The sequence below is a fragment of the Flagellimonas alvinocaridis genome (genome assembly GCF_965248585.1).
Lineage (GTDB): Bacteria > Bacteroidota > Bacteroidia > Flavobacteriales > Flavobacteriaceae > Flagellimonas > Flagellimonas alvinocaridis.
Genome location: NZ_OZ252111.1, coordinates 1,015,146 through 1,038,086, shown reverse-complemented (window position 1 = coordinate 1,038,086; position 22,941 = coordinate 1,015,146). Strand labels below are relative to the sequence as shown.

The window sequence follows — 22,941 nt, the reverse complement described above, 5'->3', positions numbered from 1 at the left end:
GTTTTTTTATACCCCTGAGCAACCATGCTAATTCTTTCTGTAAAGTCCATCGAATGCCGTGGATACAACATCGTCCCCTTGTAAAACCTCCCAAAGTTGCCGCACGGTACCATCCATATTTTTGGTCCAGATGATTCGGTTTCTATACATTTTACCATCATCTTTCATAAACTCTTCTGAAGTAAGAATCATTTGATTGCCGACCTTGTTTCCTTTTAATTTTAGGTGGGTACCGGTATTGTCTACCCATAACTGTTCCCATTGCTGATTGGCTATGTTGAAAAAGTTGATGCTGGTACCAGTATATCCCGAGGTGGCACTGACCCAATTCTCACGAATCACACATCCATTTTCTTCCCTGTTAATACTACTCTTACCTGCAGGAGTACCATCGGCGAAATTAGTAACCGTCCATTCGCCCACCCAAAAATCAAAAGCTTTTTGATCATTTGAACAGCAATTACACCCAGCAGTGTTTTGGGCATTTAGATAAAAAGTGGACAACAAGATAAAGGACAGCACCAATCTCCGCATAAGGCAGTCTTTTGTATTCCAAAAATGTTCAAGTGGCTCTCCTAAAGGTACGTTAATTAATTCCTTAATAAATGTAAAGGGACGTCAATAAAACACGCCTCAATGTTAAATTTTAGATAAAGTACCTGATTTATAGACGTATACCCCCATATCCTATAATCCACAGAGCTGTTTTGGACGTATCTTTGTTATAACAAATCTTGTGATATGAACAATCAGTATTGTAGAGTCGGAACTGTGACCCCGATCACTAGCGGAAATCAGGCAATCTCCATTTTGGAGTTCAGATACAACAACTTTCTTGAAAAAGCAGCCAATGTTTCATCCATGGATACTCATTTGGGTGAATTTTTCAGAAGAAAGGCCCAAGGCATCAAAAAGATATTGGAAGCTTTGAGCTAAGACTTTTGAAGCAGTTTTTCCAATTCAATGGCCATTTCCATTTGAATGGCTTTAGCTTTGTTTGCAGCAACATCTGCAAAATCCAACCCTTGGGAAGCATACAGTATTCCTCGGGAAGAGTTGACCAATAGCCCAACCTCTTGGGTCATTCCGTATTGGCAGACTTCCTGTAAGCTTCCTCCTTGTGCCCCTACTCCTGGCACCAACAAAAAACTTTCCGGTACTATTTTCCGAATTCCCTCTAGATAGGTGGCTTTTGTAGCCCCCACTACATACATCAACCTTTCTGAATTTTTATACGTTTTAGATATCTCCAAAACTTCTTTGTAAAGTTCTTCATCCCCAATTTTCTTGGTCTGAAAATCAAAAGCCCCTTGATTGGATGTCAATGCCAACAATATGACGTGCTTATTCTGGAAATCCAAAAATGGCTCCACGGAATCACGGCCCATATATGGTGCAATGGTAATCGAATCAAAATTCAAGGTTTCAAAAAAGGCCTTGGCATATCTTGTGGATGTATTTCCAATATCTCCCCGCTTGGCATCGGCAATGGTAAAAACTTCAGGATGCATCTCATTTAAATAGCCCATGGTCCTTTCCAAGGATTTCCAACCTTGGAGACCATACGCTTCATAGAATGCAATGTTGGGCTTATAGGCCACACAGTATGTATGGGTAGCATCTATGATGGCCTTATTGAATGCGAAAATGGGATCCTCCTCTTTGAGCAGGTGTTGGGGAATCTTATCTAGATCTGTATCCAATCCAACGCATAGAAAGGATTTCTTTTGATGGATCTGTGAAATTAAGTGCTCTATTTTCATGGACAGGTATTCTCGCCTTGCTTCTAACCGTTAAAAAATTTCCGAAGCTTCTTTTAATTTCTCGGTGTTTTCCACTAGCATCAACTCATCAATTATTCTTTGGATATCTCCATTGATGATATTCTGCAAATCGTAAAGGGTAAGGCCAATTCTATGGTCTGTTACCCTGCCTTGGGGATAATTGTATGTTCTGATCTTTGCCGAACGGTCACCACTACTTACCTGGGAATTTCTTTTAGCGGCATCCTCGGCTTGTTTTTTGGCCAACTCCATGTCGTACAATCTAGATCGAAGCACCTTAAAGGCCTTATCTTTATTCTTGTGCTGGGACTTCTCATCCTGACACTGCGCCACCAACCCTGTGGGGATATGCGTTAACCGAACCGCAGAATAGGTAGTGTTTACCGACTGCCCGCCTGGACCTGAAGAACAGAAATAATCAATCCGGACATCTTTTGGGTCTATCTGCACATCAAAATCCTCGGCTTCGGGAATCACCATCACCGTAGCCGCACTGGTATGCACCCTACCTTGGGTTTCGGTCTGAGGTACGCGTTGTACCCGATGTACCCCTGCCTCAAACTTTAAGGTACCATACACATCTTCCCCTGAAACCTCAAAATGGATTTCCTTATATCCCCCACTGGTTCCTTCACTTAAATCGATAATATTGGTACGCCACCCTTTGGATTCGCAATATTTGGCATACATCCGGTACAGATCTCCCGCAAAAATGCTGGCCTCATCACCTCCGGTGCCAGCCCTAATCTCCATGACCACATCCTTGGCATCTTCCGGATCTTTTGGGATGAGCAAGAACTTTATCTCTTCTTCCAACTTGGGCAAAGCCCCTTTGGCCTCCTCCAACTGCATCTTGGCCATTTCCACCATTTCGGCATCACTTCCATCTGTAATGATTTCCTCAGCCTCTTCAATATTATTGGTAAGGTTGATATACTCTTCACGTTTATCCGCGAGTACTTTCAGGTCCTTGTATTCCTTGTTCAGCTTAATGTACCGCTTCTGATCGGCAATGACATCTGGCTGAATGATCAAGTCCGAAACCTCATCAAAACGCTGTTTTACAATGTTGAGCTTGTCTAGCATAGATCCATCCTCGTTAAGATTGCGAATTTACGATTTTTGGTTGGATTGTATTTCCAAGAAGTGTATCAGTTCCCCACAAAAGTGGTCCCCAAAGTAACAATGAATGCATTGAGGCCATCGCTTCGATCATACTGACTAAAGCGCAGGTCTATAGTCTTCAATCCGAAACTGAACACCTTGGTATTGGCAAAGATGTCCTTGTATTGGATTCCCGCTCCATACTGATGGGCATCATATTTGGACAAATCGTAATCCGAAGTGTAAAATTCAAAGGTGGAGAGGGCGGTTTCCTTTGAATAGAAATAATCCGCCGCCGTTTGGGTGTAATAGCGATACGCAGGATAGAGCGTAAACTTATCCGATAACTTAAAGGGAAGTTCCAGGTTGGCCGTATGCGAAGTAATACCCCAATCATCCCAGTAAAAGCGATAGTAGGACCGGAGCACCAAAAAATCGTTCACATAATAATTGAGCCTACCTCCAAACGGAAGCTTCAATCTACTGTCCGGCAACCGTTCCACATCATCCGCCAATTGGAAATCATCAATAAAAAAATCGGAAGCATCCCCAAAATACACTCTTTGAAAAGGTGTACTCAACAAACCGTTCTGGGAAACCACATCCATAAAAAGGGCCCCCTGTAACTTTTTCCCCATAATTTGGGAAAAACTCAAAGAAAGCGAGTAGGAGTTCCGACTTTCCTTATCAAATTCAGTAAAAGTGGGAGCATAGGAACCATTCCCCTCTACCCTATCATCAAAAAAACCAGGTCTAAGTTCAATAGGATAAATAGCATTCCACTTATCCAAAAAAACATTTCCGCCCAGACTCAACTCTGTGTTCTTTTCATTGAACAATCGGGTATAGCTCCCCCCAAAACCAATTGAGAAATAGTCATATTCCGATGAAAAATACGCATTGGCACTCCAAATAGTGTTCCGGTCTTCCGAAGTATGCTGATAACTAGGGTTGATATAGGCCAATACATCTTTACGCGATTCCCCTGTTGATGCATCAAAAGGGGTAACATTGACCCCGCCATCCAGTGGATTCACATTACTGGATGAAGCAGACGTATAGGCAGACAGACCAACATCTACCGTTAACACATCATCTTCGTTCAAGGGCATGCGCAGCACAATGCTCGAGGTGGCATCGGTGAGTTCTTCTGTACCTTCTCCCCCTGTTACCGCGGCATTATTGCCATCCTGATTATAATAACTAAACAGCAAATCAACCTCACTGGTCTCCAACACCCGTCTTTTGTAAGTAGTATTGTCTTGTTGTGCCATTACTGTGGAAATACCCAACAATAGCAAAAAGATAGTGGGCAAACTTTTGGGTAAACCACCATGGATTTTGGTCATCGTCACTTTAATTGCATCCACAACCGCCGCCTGTTTTTCCTCCGTTGGCTCCCGAAGAAGCTTCCCGATAGATGTGGAAATTCGTTTCAAAACGTTCGCAAGGCCGTGCGCTCAATTGCATTTCGGCATCGCTCAAGTATACCTTATCGTATTCCCGAACTACTACACAGGAGCTGGAACAAATCAACAACAAAAAGAAAAAAGCAAGCTTAGCCATAGTTAAATTTAGGGATTCGTATCGAAAATGATTCCAGAACTCTTGTGTATTTTATTATTGGAATCCACCACAACGGCCTCAACTCCATCTATTTGATTGATCATGTGGATTCCGCTATCCTTTCCCATGATAAAGACAGCTGTTGCCAAAGCATCACAAAGTTCGGCCTGTTTGGCAAAAATGGACACACTGTTGATTCCTGTTGTGGGATATCCGGTTCTTGGGTCAATGATATGGGAATATTTTTTTCCCTTGAACATGATAAACTTTTCATAATTGCCCGAAGTGGCCACCGAAGACTCTATAATGGGCATCCAACTGAACACCTTGTCCTTGCTCAACGGATTGGCAATACCCACCAACCATTTCTCCCCAGTCACCTTGGTTCCCCAAGTGGTAAGGTCGCCGGAAGCATTTATAATCCCTCCTTTCACCCCTTTGGAGGACAAAAGCTCCTTGGCCCGGTCTGCAGCATACCCTTTCCCAATGGCACCAAAACTGATGCGCATTCCAGAATCCTTTAAAAAAACCGACCGCTCATCCGGATTTAATAGTATTTTTTGATACCCAATCTTGGCTATGGAACTTTGAATTGCCTTTTCTGATGGGATACTGTCCATACTACCGTCAAACTTCCAAATATTATCCATGGAAGCATAGGAAATATCAAATGCCCCATCCGTTATCTCCGAAATTTTTATGGATCGCTCAATAAGCCCATAGAGTTCCGGACTTACTTTAACGGGTTTTATTCCTGCATTCTGATTAATTTTTGAAGTTTCGGAATTGGGGTCCCAAGAAGATATTATTTTTTCGATTCGTTCAATTTCCGAAACAGCCTCATCAATATCCAAATAGCCTATCTCCTCATTTGGGGCCACTACGGTAATCTCGAACCGGGTACCCATCAATTTCATGGTCTTTTTAACCGTAATATCCCTTCGCTCCAACTGCCCAATGGACAGCAGACACGAAAAACTGAACAAAAGGACAAACAATTTTCTCATGGGATAAAGCCGTTCAATATGGATATGTATTTTTTGGGCGATGCCTTGACATTGAACCCGGTTTTACCCAAGACTGACTGGTCTTTATCCAAAACAACAACTAACGGAAAGTGGCCCTTGGGGTTAAACTTTTGGGCAAGAGCAGCGTTGGTTTCCGACAATTCCAAAGGGAGTTCATTTTTTTTCTTCTTCGGAAAATCCGCTTTATAGAGCACATAATGTTCGCTGGCATACAGCTTAAATTCTTCGGATTGCCAAATCTTCTTTTCCAGTCGTATGCAAGGGGCACACCAATCGGAACCCGAAAACACTAAAATGATAGGTTTGTTTTCTTTATTTGCCAAGCCAACAGCCTGATCAAAGCTACTTTGCCATTCTTGGGCCTGTAGGCTTCCAAAAACAAGTAGGAATATGATTTGGAGGAACTGTTTCATGATTTGGGACTTAAAAAAACTACTTACTCAAAAACCCGAAGTATGGAGCCATTGAGTTCGGTATTGAATATTTTAAGGGGGTTACTGGTTGTACTCAAGTTCAAGGAAGTCCCATCTTGTGCAAATCGGGATTGATGTGTGCTGCAATGAAAAACACCGCCGTCTTCAGAAATAAATCGTATTTCTTCGGTTCCTTGGTGACTACAAATCTTACTGGCCGCTATTAATTCCCCTTGAAGGTTTCTGGCCACGACAATATCCAAATAGGTTAGGTTGGCCGATGATTTCACCGAAATGTAACCGCCATTGTTTGCCAACGGTGCCGCTTCTGCGGATGTCAAGTCTATGGTAAAGTCCACACCTTCGGATACTGGAAAAGTTTCCAGTTCTCCATCTTTTGAACACCCTTGTAAACAGGGAAAAGTTAAGGCAAATGCAGCACCTGCCCCTAAACTTCTTAGAAATTCCTTCCTTTCCATAGCATGAGGTTTATAAAAAGAACGTGAAATTAAGCTGATTCGTATGCCTAATATTCAAACTTTCCGTACGTGCTTTGAATGGTAAGTCTCTTGTCTTCCGATGCCTCAACCCTACCAATGACCTGAGCATCTACATCAAATTGTTTTGCAATGGAAATAATATCCTCAGCTACTTTAGGGTTTACATACAACTCCATTCGGTGCCCACAATTGAAGACTTGGTACATTTCCTTCCAATCGGTCCCTGATTGCTCCTGGATCAGCTTGAAAAGCGGAGGTATAGCGAACATATTGTCCTTTATGATGTGAAGGTTATCCACAAAGTGGAGAATCTTCGTCTGTGCCCCACCGCTGCAATGCACCATACCGTGAACTTGCTCGGCAGTATATTTTTCCAAAACTTTTTTGATGATTGGCGCATAGGTTCTTGTGGGAGAAAGTACCAATTTTCCAGCATCCAATGGAGAATTGGGCACCGTGTCCGTTAATTTCACCTGTCCAGAGTACACCAAGTCATCTGGAACAGACGCATCATAGCTCTCCGGATATTTTTGGGCCAAATATTTTCCAAAAACATCATGGCGGGCCGAGGTAAGCCCGTTGCTTCCCATTCCGCCATTATATTCATTTTCATAAGTGGCTTTCCCAAAAGAGGCTAGCCCTACAATAACATCTCCCGCCTCAATATTGGCATTATCTATGACTTTGGAACGTTCCATCCGGGCGGTTACCGTGGAATCGACAATAATGGTTCGGACCAAATCGCCAACATCCGCTGTTTCACCACCTGTGGAACGGATGGAGATTCCATGCTTGTCCAAATCAGAAATAAGCTCTTCTGTTCCATTGATTATAGCCGAAATGACTTCTCCGGGAATCAGGTTTTTGTTCCTTCCTATGGTGGAAGACAACATAATGTTATCTGTGGCCCCTACACAAATAAGGTCGTCCACATTCATGATCAAGGCATCTTGGGCAATCCCTTTCCAAACCGAAATATCACCGGTTTCCTTCCAATACATATAAGCCAGGGAAGATTTGGTCCCGGCACCATCGGCATGCATTACCAAGCAGTGTTTTTCACTTCCTGTTAAATAATCAGGGACTATTTTGCAGAACGCCTGTGGAAAAAGGCCTTTGTCAATGTTCTTAATGGCATTGTGCACATCTTCCTTAGAGGCCGAAACTCCTCGCTGCGCATATCTTTTACTGGTTTCAGATGACATTTTAAAGCTTTGGGCAAAAATAACGGAAAGCCACGAATTAATCGCTAGGTCTGTTTTCCTTCTTTCCTATTTTCCGAACAATAGTTCCCTGTACTTGGTAAATGGCCATAAATCGTCCGCAATAAGTTTTTCAAGTTTATCGGACTGTGCACGAATAACATCAAAATAAGGTTTCACATTGTCACAATATGCTTGTGCTTTTTTATGTGCGGTGGAAAGTCCGTTGGCCCGTTTTCTGGCATCGGTCATTTCGTCTGTCAATTTTTTGATTTCCATGATGTGCTCACCAATCTGCTCCAAAATATTCAGCTGAGTCTCCGCCACCTTCTTATGGGCAGCACCATAGACTTCTTTTAATCCGGAAACGTTTTCCAACAATACATTCTGATACCTAATGGCAGCCGGGATGATATGGTTGTAGACCATTTCACCCAACACCCGCCCTTCTATTTGAATATGAAATATATAGGCTCCCAATTCCACCTCTTGGTGGGCTTTGAGTTCCACCTCGCTCATAACTCCCATATCCTTGAACAGGGAAATGCTTTCCTTGGAAGTAATTATTTGCAATGCCTGCGGAGTGTTCTTGTTATTGCTCAATTTTCTCCTTCTGGCCTCTTCCTGCCATTCTGTTCCATACCCGTCACCTTCAAAACGAATACGCTTGGAGGTTTTTATGTATTCCCTTAAAACATTGAAAACTGCCTCATCCTTTTTAAGGTTCTTTTTATCGATAAGCGCATCCACCTCCTTTTTAAATTCGGTGAGCTGTTTAGCCACAATGGTATTGAGTATGGTCATGGGTTTGGCGCAATTGGTCTTGGAACCTACACCTCTCATCTCAAATTTATTCCCTGTAAAAGCAAAGGGGGAAGTACGATTACGATCCGTATTGTCCAAAAGTATCTCTGGAATCTTCCCTACCACATTTAGCTTGAGTTCTGTTTTTTCCTCTGGCGACAGTTTTCCTTTGGAAACTCCTTCCAATTCGTCCAACACATCGCTCAGCTGTTTGCCAATGAAAATGGAAAGTATGGAAGGTGGTGCTTCGTTGGCCCCCAATCTGTGATCATTACTGGCCGATGCTATGGAGGCACGCAACAATTCTTCATACGAATCTACCGCCTTGATGGTGTTCACGAAAAATGTTAAAAACTGAAGGTTTTTCATCGGTGTGGTACCCGGGCTTAGCAGATTCACCCCTGTATCTGTTGCCAATGACCAGTTGTTATGTTTTCCAGAACCGTTGATACCTTCAAATGGCTTCTCATGAAAAAGCACCCTAAAATCATGTCTGTCCGCAATCTCTTCCATGACATCCATCAGCAATAAATTATGGTCAACAGAAAGATTGGCCTCCTCAAATACTGGAGCCAGCTCGAACTGGTTTGGTGCCACCTCATTATGCCTTGTCTTTACCGGAATACCCAATTTGGTGCATTGTTTTTCCAAATCGCTCATAAAACTTAGCACTCTTGGTGGTATCACCCCAAAGTAATGGTCATCCAATTGTTGTCCTTTTGCTGCGAGATTGCCCACAAGGGTACGTCCCGCCATAACCAAGTCCAATCGGGATTGAACCAGCGCCTTGTCCATTAAAAAGTACTCCTGCTCCCAACCCAGGGTAGCATAGACTTTGCGTACGTTTTTGTCAAAATACTGTGCAACATCCGTTGCCGCTTGGTCAATGGCATGCAACGCCCTCAAGAGCGGCGCCTTATTATCTAGGGCCTCTCCCGTATACGCCACAAAAATGGTTGGAATACAGAGGGTTGTTTTATAAATAAATGCCGGCGATGTTGGGTCCCATGCCGTATATCCACGAGCCTCAAAAGTGTTTCGGATTCCTCCACTGGGAAAGCTGGACGCATCAGGTTCTTGCTGCACCAATTGGGCACCGCCAAACTTTTCCATGGCTCTTCCATCAGGCAAAATATCAAAGAAAGCATCGTGTTTCTCTGCCGTAGCACCCGTCAAGGGTTGAAACCAATGTGTGTAATGCGTAGCTCCCATGGACAACGCCCAAGCTTTCATCCCTTCGGCCACTTGGTCAGCTATTTTTCTATCAATTTTATTCCCTTGAAAGATGGCCGACTTTACATTGTCAAAAGCCTCCTTGGTCAAAAATTGGAGCATCTTATCCTCGTTGAACACATTCTTCCCGAACAGTTCGGAACGTTTCCCAGCTTCATCAATGGTAATGTGTTCCCTTTTTCTACTCTCTGTCAGAGCATTGAATCTCATTTTTGGCATCGGTAAGCGATTTAATATGCAAAGCTACAATTAACAATTTAATAATTTTACGGACGAAAAATACTTTTTTTTCATATTACCCCCTCAAAAACAGGGGCAACAAAAATTTTATCGTTGATTTTGTCATTTTAACCCTGCAAAAGATATATTCTCGGATGAAAAATATATTTTTGTCAATCATAAATTTGAGAACAAATAACTAGCACGATTATGAGCAAATCTAAATTAGAGTACATCTGGTTGGATGGTTATGAGCCAACGGCCAACATGAGAAGCAAAACTAAAATTGAGGACGATTTTAGCGGGAAATTGGAAGATTGCCCCATTTGGTCTTTTGATGGGAGTTCTACCCAGCAAGCAGAAGGTGGTTCATCTGACTGTTTATTGAAGCCTGTGGCCATTTACCCTGACCCAGCTCGAAAGAATGGTTATTTGGTAATGGCTGAGGTATTGAACTCTGATGGCACACCTCACGTTTCTAACTCAAGGAACACCATTGATGATGAGAACGATGATTTCTGGTTCGGTTTCGAACAAGAATATTTTATTATGGATACCCATACCCAACTTCCTCTAGGCTTCCCTGTTGGAGGTTACCCTGGACCGCAAGGTCTTTACTATTGCTCTGTTGGTGGAAAAAACACTCATGGCAGGGAAATTGTTGAAAGACATGCGGATCTTTGTATAGAAGCTGGCCTAAACTTCGAAGGTATCAACCAAGAAGTAGCCTGTGGCCAGTGGGAATTCCAGATTTTTGCCAAAGGCGCCAAAAATGCCGGAGACCAAATTTGGATTGCCCGTTATTTATTGGACAGATTGACCGAAGAGTATGATTACTATATTGAATACCACCCAAAACCCATTAAAGGAGATTGGAACGGTTCCGGTATGCACGCCAACTTCTCTAACAGCACACTAAGAACCTGTGGTTCCAAAGAAGTGTATGAAAAAATATGTGAAGCCTTTAGACCAGTTGCTTCTGAGCACATTGCCGTTTACGGTGAGTTCAACGACCAACGATTGACTGGAAAGCACGAAACAGCTTCCATCCACGATTTCAGCTACGGAGTTTCAGACAGAGGAGCCTCCATTCGTATTCCAATCCTAACCGTTGAAAAGGGATGGAAAGGATGGTTGGAAGATAGAAGACCTGCTTCCAATGCGGATCCATATAGAGTGGCTGCCAGAATTATCACCACGGTAAAATCAGCCAAGGTATAATGTAGCATGCCCCATAATGCATAGATTAATTGTTGACTATATAAAAACCGCCCCATGGGGCGGTTTTTTAATTTATGGTAATGTATACAAAAGACGCATAAAAGGCAAGAAGCACTAGACCGTCCCGCCATCCAAGTCGTAAGCCTCTAGGGAAAAATACCAAGGGAAGTATCAGAAAGGATATACCCAACATCCAAAAAATATCACTTGAGAGCAGGCCTTGGTCCACAACAGTTATTGGGGTGATTATCGAAGTAATCCCCAAAACCGCCAAAAGGTTAAAAATATTGGACCCTATCAAATTCCCCAGCGAAATAGCTTTTTCCTTTTTCAACACTGCAATTACAGAAGCCGCCAGTTCTGGGATGCTGGTACCTACAGAAACCACCGTTATCCCAATAACCCTGTCGCTCACCCCAAAAGAAGATGCCATTCCCACTGCCCCATCAATCAAAAATTCTGAGCCACCCCAAAGTGCGGTACCACCCAAACCTAAAAACAATGTAGTCTTGTACATAGGAAGAGGTGTATCATCTTCCGGCATTTCATCCACAACGGCCGTTTTTTGAAAACGAAGAAGATAAACCAAGAACAAGAACAGCATAGCAACCAGAATAATGCCCTCATACTGTTGCAGTACCCCATCAAAATAAATAAATCCACAAAAAAGTAATGAAGCTACCATCATTACAGGCCAATCGGTGGTATAAAAATTCTTTCGGACATCTATACTTCCCATAAGTACGGTAACGGCCAATACCAAGCCCAGGTTTGCAATATTGGAGCCTACCACATTGCCCAAGGCCAAATCTGGAAATCCATCCAAAGCTGCTTTAATACTTACAATTAGTTCCGGAGCCGATGTGGCAAATGAAACCACCGTCATCCCAATTACAATTTTGGGTATAGCCAATCTGAGGGAAAGTGCCACTGCGGATTTTAATAACCAGTTTCCTCCTGCAATTAACAATACAAGACCCAGAACAATAAAAAGTATGTTTTCCAAAGAGTACGAATTTGTGGCAAATATATATGAAGATTTATTAATGGTTGAGCTTCAAGAAAAGTGTTGCCAACTTGAGCAAAAATCTATCTAAACCAAGCGCAGTTTTGTTATGAAAAATGGCGAAAGAATTTATTGAATCCTATCGGCCCCATTAATGAAATGACCATAAAAGCCCCATTTTTAAACCATACTCCCCTTGGTTTTCAAAAAAGACTTAAAAACAGCCCTACAATTATAACATTTTATAATTCTTTCAAGGTTTTTACATTTAAATATGTAACTAGTTCCAAGACACATTAAAAATATTGAAGGGCCATCTCATTTAAAAGACTACAATCCTGTATGCAATTGTATAGATTCTTGGTCAAAAACTTGGAGACATGATTTCTATCATTTTAAATTGAAAAAACAAAATCAGAAAACAACCATTTTTTAACCCAAAATCCATCTACCGATGATAACTATTGTGAAACTTTTTGTGATGCTCCTCATCCTCATCATTGAATCAATTTTCATATGATGCAATATATCTTTTTGACTTACAATTTCCCTTTTATTAAAAGTTTAGCATTTATGTTCTACTGATTTGATTATTTTACACCTGTAACAAATCAACTTAAAAAAAGTGAAAAAAGTAACAATTCTAGCCGTGGCATTTTTGGCCATGACGTCCTGCAAACAAGAAGCAAAAAAAGAGGAAGCCCCTTCCCAAAGTGATGAGTTCTCCAAAGTATTGGACAATTATTATGAGGATGGACTCAAATTGAATCCATTGGCCGCCACCTTGGCTGGTGACCACAGATATGATGATTCATTTGCCAATCCGCTTTCTGATGCCTACAAGGAACAATCAAAATCCTATTATGAAGGGTATAAAGAAATGCTGTCTCAATTCCCGGATGAAAATCTTACTGAAAGTGAGCAAATGAGCAAGGCCATTCTCTTATGGGAGTGCAACATTAATCTGGAAGAATTTAATTTCAACGCCGATCTTACCCCTATTGACCAAATGTGGTCCCTTAATTTATTTGTGGGGCAGCTGGCAAGTGGAGCCAGCGCCCAGCCTTTCAAAACGGTCCAAGATTACGAAAATTGGATGAAACGGGTAGATGTCTATTTGGAATGGCTATCCAGTACGGAAACCAAGATGAAGGAAGGTATGGAAAAGGGTCATGTGCTTCCAAAGTCATTGATTGTAAAGGTACTTCCCCAACTTCAATCCCAAACAATCAAAAATATTGATCAGCATCTTTTTTATCAACCCATAAAGAACATGCCGACAGATTTTACTGATGAACAAAAGGCATCGCTAACTGCTTCGTATGAAGACATGATCACAAACAAGATCATTCCAGCCTACGAAAGCTTATACAATTTCATGAGTACCGACTACCTAGCTGCCGGTAGAGAAACGAGCGGCATACAAGGCGAACCTAATGGAGATGCCTATTATGCCCATCAAATTAAAAAATACACTACCACCAACATGACTGCAGCCGAAATCCACGAATTGGGATTGAGCGAGGTGGCCCGTATACGTTCCGAAATGGAAAAAGTAAAGGCCCAGGTTGGTTTTGAAGGAGATTTAAAAGCATTCTTCGACTATGTCCGAAACCACAAGGACCTTATGCCATTTACTGAGCCTCAGCAGGTAATTGACAACTTCAATGCCATTCATGAGCGCATGAAGCCGCAGATTGAAAAACTTTTTGACCAAAAACCAAAAACCCCTTTTGAAGTAAGACGCACCGAGGCATTTCGTGAGAATTCGGCAAGTGCCGAGTACAACCAAGGGTCCTTGGACGGTACCCGACCTGGTATTTTTTATGTTCCCATCCCCGATGCCAGTAAATACAATACCTATTCGGATGAGTCCCTTTTCCTTCATGAAGCCATTCCAGGTCATCATTACCAAATTTCATTGACCCAAGAGAATGAAGAGCTTCCCCAGTTCAGAAAGACACTTTGGTATAGTGGATATGGCGAGGGATGGGCCCTTTATACAGAGTCTTTGGGCAAAGAATTGGGACTGTACACCGACCCCTACCAATATTTTGGAATGTTGGGAGCTGAAATGCACCGAGCCGTGCGTCTTGTGGTAGACACGGGCCTACATTCAAAAGGGTGGACCCGTGAGGAGGCCATTCAATATTCCTTGGACAATGAAGCTGAATCCGAGGCCAGTATCATTTCGGAAATTGAACGATACATGGCCAACCCAGGTCAAGCTTTGTCCTATAAAATAGGGCAATTGAAAATTAGGGAACTTCGCAAAAAGGCTGAAGATGCTCTAGGGGACACCTTCAATATTGGGCAATTCCACAACCAAGTTTTGGAGACTGGTTGTGTTCCCTTGGCTTTATTGGAGGATAAAATTGACCGTTGGATTGCTTCCAACAAATAAGAATTCCATAAAAAGGCCAACTAAGTTGGCCTTTTTCTTTTTCTCCCTCTACAAGGGGCAACCCAATATCTTGGTTATATTTGCCTTAACCAACACCTAACACCATGCTTTTCAAAATTTTGGCAAAAATCAATAAGGCAATACTTCCATCCTATACCAAAAAGGGATTGGACCTTTCCAAGGCTTCCAAATTACAATTGGCCATTATAGGCTGGCGGTACTATGTTACCAAAAACGCTTTGAATTAATATTGCAGAAGAGCTTCTATTTGGTAACCGTTTAGTTTTTTGGCTCCATTTAAGAAGGTAAGCTCTATTAAGAAATTACATTGCACCACTTCTCCACCAAGTTTTTCAATCAGCTTGCAAACAGCACTGGCCGTTCCTCCCGTAGCCAGTACATCATCATGGACCAACACCTTTTCGCCTTTTTTGATGGCATCGGTATGGATTTCCAAAATTTCCGAACCGTACTCCAGTTCATAGGACTCCGAAATGGTAGTATGGGGCAGTTTTCCCGATTTTCTTACCGGAACGAATCCAGCTCCTAAACGCGAGGCCAATAATGGCGCAAAGATGAACCCTCTACTGTCTACCCCCACCACTTTATCAATATGCATATGGCTTGCAAAACCGCAAAGCACATCGCAGGCTTTGTTGAGCGCTTTTGGATCACTTAAAAGTGGGGTTATGTCCTTGAAGATGACACCGGCTTTGGGAAAGTCTTCTATATCACGAATGTAGGAAGCTAAATCCATAGATTTTTTTGACAGCACAGGTTTTGTAGTAAAGGTAAAAAGAAATATATTTGCAGCCCTGTTAAAAGGCCTCGTGCCCGCCCGTTCCAAAGGGAACGTTCGGACGGGGCGCGAAAATGACATTTTGATGTTCTTTGTTTATGTGCTGTACAGTTCTAAATTCGAGCGATATTATGTTGGTTTCACCAAGGATATTGCTAGACGATTGAAGGAACACAACGCAGGAAAAACCACATCGACCAAACCATTTGTTCCTTGGAAGTTGGTTCATGAAGAAAGTTTCGAAACTTTAGCAGAGGCTCGAAAAAGAGAAAAATACTTGAAATCGGCTGCTGGAAGAAGATGGAGAAAATTACATATTAGGCCGCGTGGCGCAACTGAATAGCGCATCTGATTACGGCTCAGAAGGTTGCAGGTTTGAATCCTGCCGCGGTCACTGGGTAGCAATACCAAAATAATGGAAAACCTTACAGAACTTATAACTGTAAGGTTTTCAGCATTTTTAGGGTATCATTTAATTTGATTTGATTTCATATCATTCGGTGACAAATCGGTCAACAAAATCAAATCGTCAACACTGTTGACCGAATGGAGCTCTAAAACACTGACACATAGTTGATTTGACTTTCGTCTTAACGTTTAATCCTAAGATGACAACTATGAAAACATCACACACCTTTTCAATCCTATTCTGGATCAACAAATCACGAGCTATTAATAAGAAAGCGGAAATCTTCGTAAGAGTGACCGCAAATGGGAAAAGAGCCAATATTGGTGTCAAGAGAAAAATAAATATTGACCTATGGGATAACCAAAACAAAAAGGTCAAAGGAAAAACAAAAGAGTCAAAAGAAATCAATCGATATCTAAACCTTGTTCAAGCTAGATTATTAGGTATTTACCAAGATCTAAAATACAAGGGAGAACTGATAACACCACAATTAGTCAAATCACTTTATCACGGTGAAAATATCAGTTCCAAGACTCTTTTAGAATTACTAGAGTACCATAATAGAAAAATTGAAAACACTTTGGCTCCAGGCACCATTCGAAATTTTGGAATCACCGAGAATTACATTAACAGATTTCTGAAAAAAAATCTCAAAACAACTGATGTTTATCTATGTCAGCTTAACTACAAGTTCATTTCAGATCTTGAAATGTTTTTAGTTAATTATTATCCAAAGGGTCATCCCAAGGCAATGAGCCACAACACCGTCATGAAACACCTGCAACGACTTCGTAAAATAGTCAATCTCGCATACCAGCTGGAGTGGATGGACAAAGATCCTTTTTTACGTTGGAAACCTACATTTGAACAGAAACAGCGGGAATTTCTTAGCCAGAATGAACTGAACAATCTGGAAACCTACCTTTTCCCAATCGACCGATTGGATCGTGTAAGAGATCTTTTTGTTTTCAGTTGCTATACTGGTATAAGCTACTCTGATATTATGGGCCTGACAAAAAACAATCTTATCATCGGAATGGACGGTAAAAATTGGATAGCCACAAAAAGATTGAAGACCAAAACTTCAGTGAGGGTTCCCCTTTTGGAGCCTGCCCAAAAAATATTGGATAAATATGAAAGCCACCCTGTCACGACGCACTCCGGAACTCTTTTGCCAAAAATCACCAATGAAAAAACCAACTTATACTTAAAGGAAATTGCAGATGCGGTGGGCATCAAAAAGAACCTGACCTTTCATATGGCACGACATACCTTTGCCACAACTGTTACCCTATCCAATGGAGTTCCCATTGAAACAGCATCCAAATTACTGGGGCATACAAAGTTGGCCACAACACAAATCTATGCTAGGGTTCTGGACAAAAAATTGAGCGAGGATATGATCGACTTACAGCTAAGGCTCAATGACAAAAAGGAAGTGTAAAAAAAGAGGGAGGCAACAACCGCCCCTCATTTTAATCAATCTTTTTGCCCAGTTTTGACCAACAGAACAATTCCCATTAACTGGAATCTTGAATACAAATAAAAACAAAAGGCATAATGTAAACCATTATGCCAATTGCCAACTAAACTAACTCTGATTATTTGTTTTCACTATTTTCCACCCTTAATTAAAATGGGATTGGTATCGTTTTAATGATTACTATTTTTTTTCTCAAGACAATTGGAACTGATTTTATAGTTTTCTGATTACCCATTCAGACACCACAAAGGTTTCCTATTCCTCTTTCTTTATATAATCCTGTCCTGTGAGGCTCAATAGCACGGATTCTTGCCACACTTTCATCTGTTGTTCCAAATCAAAGGCAATGTCTGAATATTCATCAATAAGATTATTGGTTTCACCTGGGTCTTCATGTACATTATACAACTCCTTGACAACATTTCCATTACGGTCATCTATGACCAATTTGTACTGGTTATTGAGAATGGAGCGATCTCCCAAATAATCCTTTTCATCAACTTCAGGATGATGGAAATTCTTAAAAGATCGTGTAAACTTACCCTCAGAAATTTTTGCCAAAGGGGTGGTCCCTTCCTGCAATTCGGGATCAATATATGGATCATTGTCCTTCAAATGTCCTATATCAAAGTTCCAAAATTGGATAGGAATTAAACGCTCTTTTGCTTCTCCTCGAATGACCGGTAAAAGACTAATACCATCCAATGGCCTTTTGGGTAGTTTTGCACCAGCTACCTCACAAACGGTCGAGAAAATATCAGTGGTAACCGCATTAACCTCAGACACTCTTGATTTTTTTATTTTTTGCGGCCATTCTATGATACCGGGTACTTTTGTTCCACCCTCATAAACGGTTCCTTTTAGACCTTTCAGTCGGGAATTGTACAATCCGCTGGGCGGGATTCCGTTATCACCACAATACCAAATAAGTGTATTTTCTTTAATACCTTCGCTTTCCAGATATGTCCTTAACTTGCCTATTGCGCGATCCATGGCCGTTATTTCTGCATAACGTTCAGGAAGCACAGAATCCAATGGTCTTCTCACCTGTTCTCCCGTTTTTAAAGAGGTAATACGGGTATACTTGTTACCCAAACTATCTGGCAAATCTTTATAGAGTGCCAAATCTTCGGGCAATGCTTCATAGGGCTCATGGGGAGAGCCAAACCATACTACTGAAAAAAATGGTTTTTTATCTTGTTTGGCTTTATCTATAAAGGCGATGGTTTCATCAATGATGACTTCGGAGCCTTCACCTTTTATTTGAACAGGAGGCGCCCCATTTCTGGAAAGCAACGGATCTATCTCAAAGAAATTGTCGTGCGATATCCAAGTATCAAATCCCATTGCACCCGGATTGGTGGGGGAACCTTCCTTGACAGGCCCCAAATGCCACTTGCCAAAATGTGCCGTTGTATATCCTACATCTTTGAGTAACTGTGCAATGGAGATTTCCTCTGGTCTTATGGACCATCCTGGGGTGTAAACCCCATACCTGTTAGGATGACGCCCCGTTATGATACTGCCTCGCGTGGGCGAACATGATGGATGCGCGGAATAAAACCGGTTCAATACCAACCCTTTTTCTGCCATATCATCCAATACTGGTGTTTTGATATAAGGGTGTTGATTGTAGCCCGCCTCTTCCCATCCATGGTCATCACCCATCAACAAGATAATATTGGTTGGTGTTTTTTGACTTTCTTTTTTGTCAATTTTTGATGGTTTTGATGAACAACTAACTCCACAAAAAGTTATGCTCAACAAAAAAAGGATGCTATGTATTGTCTTTTTCATTATAAAATCAGTGCATTACAAGGTTAACATGTGTCTTTTCTATAGTGCCGCCCGTGGGCTAAACGGGTCGGTTTAATTATAAATCTGGCATTTTATGTATTGGTCTGATTCGAATATTTCTGTAGAAAATCTCAGCTCCTTCTGATTGTAACTGAATCTTTCCCTTTGTCAATCGCTCGGATTTATCGTCCTCAACAAATTTTATGTTTTTCAGGTGCATAATTTTTTTTCCATTCACTACGTGGATGCTTTCATCTCCAAAGGCATAAATATCCACTGTATTCCATTCGCCGTTCGGTTTTTCATAGTCTGATGATCGTTGGCAGTACCTCGAACCTCTCCAGTCAAACTTCTGTAGTGGTCCGGATGCATTATACTTGAATTTTCCATTATCATCAGTCTCCACGTTTACTTGGGCTGTAGTAGCCTGTACACACCATAAATCTCCCGTATCACCTTCCTGAATCTGACATTCCACAGAACTCATCCAAACACCTCCACGGGCAGCTTCTTTTCCAAAAGAATGGTAGAGAATGCCACTGTCCCGTTTGCTATCCTGTCGGGGGGGATATCTCTCTTCACCCCATTTAAACTGTAGGGTTAGATGATAATTTTCATAGGCTTCATCAGTTACCAATATCCCAAATGTCTCGCCAGAAATTCGGATAACTTTCCCACCATCCATTTCTGTTACAGAGAACACTCCGAGTGGGTCTTTGTTCAATCCAATGGGTTCCACATAGTTCCCATTTTCCATTTTAAGCCCCGCCACTTTAGAGGTCGGTTCGGGTCTTCGTTGATAGGTGTACCATCCAGTGAGATCTTTACCGTTAAAAAGTTCCTTGGACCCTGATTCGATTGTTGTGCTCTGCGACCATACAAAAGGCGCTGCAAGCATGCCCAGTATTGTGAGTGCTCTATTCATCGAATTTCGGATGAAGTTTGTTCCCGTCATTTTATGAGGTTTCATTCCTTTATTCCATGATCAATTGCTGAATCATGATTTGAGCATATTTCTTGCCCAGCTTCCTTTGTGCGGCAGAGTTAAAATGAAGATGGTCCCCTTTATGATCCAATCCTTCGGAAGAAACAAGAAACAGGCGATTATCCTCTTCTGCAATCGTCCCTAGTGTAGTATTGACGTCATTAAAGTATGCCGCTTTCTCCTCTGGTTCAGCAAACCTTCCCAATTCACCCATGACAATGGGGATATCCTCATTTTGAACCATAGTTCTAAACTTTATGAACAAGCTGAGCAGCGCATCTGAATAACGGGGCAAATCCTCAGCATTGGCATTGCTTTCTCCCTGATGCCACAATATCCCTTTGATAACACCTTTCTTTTTGGCCAAAGCCACCTTTTGATTCAAATTGGACAATAGACTGACCCCTCGATGATCTTCATCGTTCTGCCATTGAAAAACAGAACTACCTCCCACAGCACATGGCACCAAGGCAATCGTGACCGAATCCGGTACTTTGGTCAATAGCTCTTGGGCAAAGCTCATACCGCAATCCAATCCTGCGGCATCAGGCTCATAAAAATGTAAGGGTTCCTTTGCCGCTACCCATTGATTCTTGCTGTTTATGGTAATGATTCGTTTGTTGGCAACTTGGTCTTCCTGTTCAATTATTCCCCTACCTGCCATATTGGACTGACCGGCCATCAGAAACACCCAAATATTAGGGTTTCCCAATTCAGTCTCTTTTGCATCCGTATCCTCGGGTTCATCCTGTTCTGATTTACAAGATAGGGTCACCACCAAAATCAACATGAGAAACGGCCACCGGTATTTGATTCTCCTTTTTTTCATTACCGGGAAATTATAATTTGATCATTGCCTGAACCGGTATATTGTCCATAATAAAAACCATCTCCCATGCTCTTAAAATTGAACTCACTACTGCTAATCGGTTGCTTGGCCGAGTACAACATAATGCTGCCAGGTTCCTCCATCTCAATTACCAGTTCCTCTTGGGACGATTGAACAATCTCAACAGTGGAAGGACTTAAGTATTTGTCATTTCTACCGATTACCGACCATCCATTATTGATGGGACTGATAAGAAACAATTTATGACCAAATCCATCAATTTCAAAATCAACTCCCTCATCAACAAGAAGTTGACCTTTTTGTTCTCCCCAATCGTAAAGGATCAATCCCTCTTCAGGTAGCTCCCAAAATCCTGGAAAGGGTTGTGTCATGGCCGATGCCTGGGTATAATCTTGAGGAGTAATGGTTCCTTTCAACGACCCATCGGTAACGATACTTAGATTATAGGCAACAATTGCACAAGATTTGTTCTTTAAGGGAGCTATTGTCTTGTATGCCGCATTGGGCTCATACAGCGCATCATTAAAAATAGATTCGGGCAGGGGAACCCCGGGTGCCTCTGGCCGAATCAACTTACCATTGGTATAGCACAATGGATTGATTACCCTTGGCTCAAACTCAGAGGGGTCATCCGATAAGTAAATGGGGCCTCCTGACAATGCTTTGGTGACGGACATTGTCTCTCCAACTTGGCTATCGGATGAATGGAACATGTCATGATCGGGCCATAAGGTTTGGCCCAGCCACAATACATTAAAAACCGATTGTAAAATTTGGGACTTGGAAGTTTCCAAATCGTTTTTGATGTAATCAGGACTCGTCCGCATCGTAGCACTATTACCGGTATTGAGCATATCTATGATGTTCTGGGCACTGCAGTTCATCAAACCAATTCCTTCTTCCAGGCAAGCTTCTTCCAACGCCAATACATTTTCCCTGTGCGCACTGGCTGCATTTTCACTTCCGTAGTATTCCATAGTGGACCGGGAAACGTTGTCAGTCTTCATAAAATCAAACCCCTGCTTTTTAAGGGTGGATACCATGTAGTCATAAAACGCTTGGCTTGACTCCATATCATCTTTGGGCAATAGGCCATCTTCCCTATTGGGATTTTGCATAAGGAATGGTGAAAGCTCGTCCATGGTGTGGTCCACGTGCACCCCATTCCAATGTGATAAAAAGCCATGCCAAATACCCATCCATTTAATCCCATCATCACTTTTTCGGGAAATTATTGGGTCCCAGCCATGAGGAAACTTATCCCGGTTAGGCGTAAACGATAGAAGCATTTTATCATCATCATCTTGATGACCATCATCGATCAAAAACCATCGAACCGGCACATCTGATTTCTCAATATCATCAATAGCACCTACCAAGGTAGACTCATTTATGTTCTTTTTGTACTGTTCCCAAGTACACCAGCCCAGATACGTCAGCGGCTCTGGATATTTCTTTAAAGACCGTAGACTTGCCGTAGCTCCGACAGCCTCGTGATTTATTGCCAATTCCCAGACTTTTGCAATGGATTCGTACACATTTTCCGATTCATACCATGCCAACAAGGGCACATTCCTATTTTCTGGGACGGGTCTGGTTCCCAAAGAGCCATAATCCAAGGTCAGTTTACCGTCTTCCGTAACCTCCAACCAACTTGTACTGGCCTCTCCAGAGAGCGGGAGCAGTGTCAGGTAGTTCCCATTCGCCAACTGGAACACCATGGTCAATGCCCGTCGGTTGGGGGCGGGAATCCTTGGAGGTACAGGGTCTTTTTTTTCGAAAATCGAGGTAAGGTTATTGCCCCCTACCCAAGGGAACATGCGGTTGCTGGCCCCAATCCATCTAAAATGGTCTGCGTCTGCGGCCACATGACAAAAAGCCTCGAATTCGGGCAAAATGATTTGCCGTTTCGACGGCACATCCAATGGTTCAGGAGCCTCAAGCACAATAACATTTTCTTCTTCTCCATGAGCCAAGTCAATGCTTTTGCCCAAAGAATTATCCTTTTGCTTTTTTTCAGCACAAGATGCCAAAGCAAGAACCATTAAAAGTATGGTGTACAATTTTTGTACTGTAACTTTCAGTTTCATATTGAATTTTATTTGACCTGAGTCATTATAAAAAATGAGCAAAA

22 protein-coding genes and 1 tRNA gene are annotated in these 22,941 nt (G+C 42.0%); 7 read left to right on the top strand and 16 right to left on the bottom strand.

The genetic code is table 11. The annotated features are described in order from the left end of the window. Positions 1-27: 27 nt before the first annotated feature. Positions 28-534: a hypothetical protein gene (locus ACP14V_RS04670; protein ID WP_272609544.1), complete on the bottom strand. Its 507-nt coding sequence runs from the start codon at positions 532-534 to the stop codon at positions 28-30. Between the two features lie 207 nt (positions 535-741). On the opposite strand from ACP14V_RS04670, the gene ACP14V_RS04665 reads away from it, so the two are divergent. Further along, a complete protein-coding gene (locus ACP14V_RS04665; protein WP_136565761.1) occupies positions 742-936 on the top strand; it encodes a hypothetical protein in 195 nt (64 codons plus the stop codon). Here ACP14V_RS04665 and pyrF read toward each other — a convergent pair. The 9 genes from pyrF to ACP14V_RS04620 form a co-directional block, all read right to left on the bottom strand. After that, the gene (gene pyrF, locus ACP14V_RS04660; protein WP_272609543.1) at positions 933-1,763 is read right to left on the bottom strand and encodes an orotidine-5'-phosphate decarboxylase; all 831 of its coding nucleotides are present in this window, start codon (positions 1,761-1,763) and stop codon (positions 933-935) included. The two genes, ACP14V_RS04665 and pyrF, sit on opposite strands and share 4 nt — an antisense overlap. 30 nt (positions 1,764-1,793) lie before the next feature. Continuing rightward, positions 1,794-2,870 (bottom strand): peptide chain release factor 1, encoded by a 1,077-nt coding sequence (gene prfA / locus ACP14V_RS04655; RefSeq protein WP_272609542.1) that lies wholly within the window; start codon positions 2,868-2,870, stop codon positions 1,794-1,796. Positions 2,871-2,935: 65 nt separating this feature from the next. Continuing rightward, positions 2,936-4,162, bottom strand: coding sequence for a DUF3570 domain-containing protein (locus tag ACP14V_RS04650; protein WP_272610285.1), 1,227 nt, complete (start codon positions 4,160-4,162; stop codon positions 2,936-2,938). A gap of 82 nt (positions 4,163-4,244) precedes the next feature. Next, positions 4,245-4,454, bottom strand: a complete 210-nt coding sequence (locus ACP14V_RS04645) for a DUF4266 domain-containing protein (RefSeq protein ID WP_136565758.1) — start codon at positions 4,452-4,454, stop codon at positions 4,245-4,247. Positions 4,455-4,462: 8 nt separating this feature from the next. Next, on the bottom strand, positions 4,463-5,461 hold the full coding sequence (locus tag ACP14V_RS04640; protein WP_272609541.1) for an FAD:protein FMN transferase: 999 nt from the start codon (positions 5,459-5,461) through the stop codon (positions 4,463-4,465). Further along, positions 5,458-5,895: a thioredoxin family protein gene (locus tag ACP14V_RS04635; RefSeq protein WP_272609540.1), complete on the bottom strand. Its 438-nt coding sequence runs from the start codon at positions 5,893-5,895 to the stop codon at positions 5,458-5,460. The genes ACP14V_RS04640 and ACP14V_RS04635 overlap by 4 nt, the downstream gene beginning before the upstream one ends. A gap of 23 nt (positions 5,896-5,918) precedes the next feature. Beyond that, positions 5,919-6,374 (bottom strand): Rieske 2Fe-2S domain-containing protein, encoded by a 456-nt coding sequence (locus tag ACP14V_RS04630; protein WP_272609539.1) that lies wholly within the window; start codon positions 6,372-6,374, stop codon positions 5,919-5,921. Between the two features lie 47 nt (positions 6,375-6,421). Then, positions 6,422-7,600, bottom strand: coding sequence for an AIR synthase related protein (locus ACP14V_RS04625; protein ID WP_272609538.1), 1,179 nt, complete (start codon positions 7,598-7,600; stop codon positions 6,422-6,424). Positions 7,601-7,666: 66 nt separating this feature from the next. Next, entirely contained in the window at positions 7,667-9,853 is a 2,187-nt protein-coding gene (locus ACP14V_RS04620; RefSeq protein WP_272609537.1) for a glutamine synthetase III, read from the bottom strand. Positions 9,854-10,063: 210 nt separating this feature from the next. On the opposite strand from ACP14V_RS04620, the gene ACP14V_RS04615 reads away from it, so the two are divergent. Further along, positions 10,064-11,074, top strand: coding sequence for a glutamine synthetase beta-grasp domain-containing protein (locus ACP14V_RS04615; RefSeq protein WP_136565752.1), 1,011 nt, complete (start codon positions 10,064-10,066; stop codon positions 11,072-11,074). Positions 11,075-11,141: 67 nt separating this feature from the next. Here ACP14V_RS04615 and ACP14V_RS04610 read toward each other — a convergent pair whose 3' ends face one another. Continuing rightward, a complete protein-coding gene (locus ACP14V_RS04610; protein WP_272609536.1) occupies positions 11,142-12,080 on the bottom strand; it encodes a calcium/sodium antiporter in 939 nt (312 codons plus the stop codon). 625 nt (positions 12,081-12,705) lie between these two features. Between ACP14V_RS04610 and ACP14V_RS04605 the strand changes: the two genes are divergently transcribed. Both ACP14V_RS04605 and ACP14V_RS04600 read left to right on the top strand, forming a co-directional pair. Next, positions 12,706-14,484, top strand: coding sequence for a DUF885 domain-containing protein (locus tag ACP14V_RS04605; protein WP_409557929.1), 1,779 nt, complete (start codon positions 12,706-12,708; stop codon positions 14,482-14,484). Positions 14,485-14,588: 104 nt separating this feature from the next. Continuing rightward, positions 14,589-14,732, top strand: coding sequence for an SsrA-binding protein (locus ACP14V_RS04600; RefSeq protein WP_136565750.1), 144 nt, complete (start codon positions 14,589-14,591; stop codon positions 14,730-14,732). On the opposite strand, the gene ACP14V_RS04595 is transcribed toward ACP14V_RS04600, so the two are convergent. After that, positions 14,729-15,241 (bottom strand): adenine phosphoribosyltransferase, encoded by a 513-nt coding sequence (locus ACP14V_RS04595; RefSeq protein ID WP_272609535.1) that lies wholly within the window; start codon positions 15,239-15,241, stop codon positions 14,729-14,731. The two genes, ACP14V_RS04600 and ACP14V_RS04595, sit on opposite strands and share 4 nt — an antisense overlap. 127 nt (positions 15,242-15,368) lie before the next feature. Between ACP14V_RS04595 and ACP14V_RS04590 the strand changes: the two genes are divergently transcribed. The 3 genes from ACP14V_RS04590 to ACP14V_RS04580 all read left to right on the top strand — a co-directional run bounded on the left by ACP14V_RS04590 (position 15,369) and on the right by ACP14V_RS04580 (position 17,136). Next, positions 15,369-15,626, top strand: coding sequence for a GIY-YIG nuclease family protein (locus tag ACP14V_RS04590; RefSeq protein ID WP_424987903.1), 258 nt, complete (start codon positions 15,369-15,371; stop codon positions 15,624-15,626). After that, positions 15,604-15,677: transfer RNA gene (locus ACP14V_RS04585), tRNA-Arg, on the top strand. The genes ACP14V_RS04590 and ACP14V_RS04585 overlap by 23 nt, the downstream gene beginning before the upstream one ends. 223 nt (positions 15,678-15,900) lie before the next feature. After that, positions 15,901-17,136, top strand: coding sequence for a site-specific integrase (locus tag ACP14V_RS04580; protein ID WP_272609533.1), 1,236 nt, complete (start codon positions 15,901-15,903; stop codon positions 17,134-17,136). Between the two features lie 294 nt (positions 17,137-17,430). Here ACP14V_RS04580 and ACP14V_RS04575 read toward each other — a convergent pair whose 3' ends face one another. From ACP14V_RS04575 to ACP14V_RS04560, 4 genes are all read right to left on the bottom strand, one after another. Then, positions 17,431-18,972 (bottom strand): sulfatase family protein, encoded by a 1,542-nt coding sequence (locus ACP14V_RS04575; protein ID WP_272609532.1) that lies wholly within the window; start codon positions 18,970-18,972, stop codon positions 17,431-17,433. Between the two features lie 76 nt (positions 18,973-19,048). After that, a complete protein-coding gene (locus ACP14V_RS04570; protein ID WP_272609531.1) occupies positions 19,049-19,897 on the bottom strand; it encodes a 3-keto-disaccharide hydrolase in 849 nt (282 codons plus the stop codon). A gap of 49 nt (positions 19,898-19,946) precedes the next feature. Continuing rightward, entirely contained in the window at positions 19,947-20,786 is an 840-nt protein-coding gene (locus tag ACP14V_RS04565; RefSeq protein ID WP_272609529.1) for a sialate O-acetylesterase, read from the bottom strand. Further along, complete coding sequence (locus tag ACP14V_RS04560; protein WP_272609528.1) at positions 20,786-22,897, bottom strand: Sip1-related alpha-galactosidase; 2,112 nt, start codon at positions 22,895-22,897, stop codon at positions 20,786-20,788. Before ACP14V_RS04560 ends, ACP14V_RS04565 begins: the two co-directional genes overlap by 1 nt. Between the last annotated feature and the right edge of the window lie 44 nt (positions 22,898-22,941).

What these genes read in the sequence shown, in the direction of transcription:
- ACP14V_RS04670 (WP_272609544.1), bottom strand. Translation starts at nt 534, where the DNA reads ATGCGGAGATTGGTGCTGTCCTTTATCTTGTTGTCCACTTTTTATCTA.
- ACP14V_RS04665 (WP_136565761.1), top strand. Translation starts at nt 742, where the DNA reads ATGAACAATCAGTATTGTAGAGTCGGAACTGTGACCCCGATCACTAGC.
- pyrF (WP_272609543.1), bottom strand. Translation starts at nt 1,763, where the DNA reads ATGAAAATAGAGCACTTAATTTCACAGATCCATCAAAAGAAATCCTTT.
- prfA (WP_272609542.1), bottom strand. Translation starts at nt 2,870, where the DNA reads ATGCTAGACAAGCTCAACATTGTAAAACAGCGTTTTGATGAGGTTTCG.
- ACP14V_RS04650 (WP_272610285.1), bottom strand. Translation starts at nt 4,162, where the DNA reads ATGGCACAACAAGACAATACTACTTACAAAAGACGGGTGTTGGAGACC.
- ACP14V_RS04645 (WP_136565758.1), bottom strand. Translation starts at nt 4,454, where the DNA reads ATGGCTAAGCTTGCTTTTTTCTTTTTGTTGTTGATTTGTTCCAGCTCC.
- ACP14V_RS04640 (WP_272609541.1), bottom strand. Translation starts at nt 5,461, where the DNA reads ATGAGAAAATTGTTTGTCCTTTTGTTCAGTTTTTCGTGTCTGCTGTCC.
- ACP14V_RS04635 (WP_272609540.1), bottom strand. Translation starts at nt 5,895, where the DNA reads ATGAAACAGTTCCTCCAAATCATATTCCTACTTGTTTTTGGAAGCCTA.
- ACP14V_RS04630 (WP_272609539.1), bottom strand. Translation starts at nt 6,374, where the DNA reads ATGGAAAGGAAGGAATTTCTAAGAAGTTTAGGGGCAGGTGCTGCATTT.
- ACP14V_RS04625 (WP_272609538.1), bottom strand. Translation starts at nt 7,600, where the DNA reads ATGTCATCTGAAACCAGTAAAAGATATGCGCAGCGAGGAGTTTCGGCC.
- ACP14V_RS04620 (WP_272609537.1), bottom strand. Translation starts at nt 9,853, where the DNA reads ATGCCAAAAATGAGATTCAATGCTCTGACAGAGAGTAGAAAAAGGGAA.
- ACP14V_RS04615 (WP_136565752.1), top strand. Translation starts at nt 10,064, where the DNA reads ATGAGCAAATCTAAATTAGAGTACATCTGGTTGGATGGTTATGAGCCA.
- ACP14V_RS04600 (WP_136565750.1), top strand. Translation starts at nt 14,589, where the DNA reads ATGCTTTTCAAAATTTTGGCAAAAATCAATAAGGCAATACTTCCATCC.
- ACP14V_RS04595 (WP_272609535.1), bottom strand. Translation starts at nt 15,241, where the DNA reads ATGGATTTAGCTTCCTACATTCGTGATATAGAAGACTTTCCCAAAGCC.
- ACP14V_RS04590 (WP_424987903.1), top strand. Translation starts at nt 15,369, where the DNA reads ATGTTCTTTGTTTATGTGCTGTACAGTTCTAAATTCGAGCGATATTAT.
- ACP14V_RS04580 (WP_272609533.1), top strand. Translation starts at nt 15,901, where the DNA reads ATGAAAACATCACACACCTTTTCAATCCTATTCTGGATCAACAAATCA.
- ACP14V_RS04575 (WP_272609532.1), bottom strand. Translation starts at nt 18,972, where the DNA reads ATGAAAAAGACAATACATAGCATCCTTTTTTTGTTGAGCATAACTTTT.
- ACP14V_RS04570 (WP_272609531.1), bottom strand. Translation starts at nt 19,897, where the DNA reads ATGAATAGAGCACTCACAATACTGGGCATGCTTGCAGCGCCTTTTGTA.
- ACP14V_RS04565 (WP_272609529.1), bottom strand. Translation starts at nt 20,786, where the DNA reads ATGAAAAAAAGGAGAATCAAATACCGGTGGCCGTTTCTCATGTTGATT.
- ACP14V_RS04560 (WP_272609528.1), bottom strand. Translation starts at nt 22,897, where the DNA reads ATGAAACTGAAAGTTACAGTACAAAAATTGTACACCATACTTTTAATG.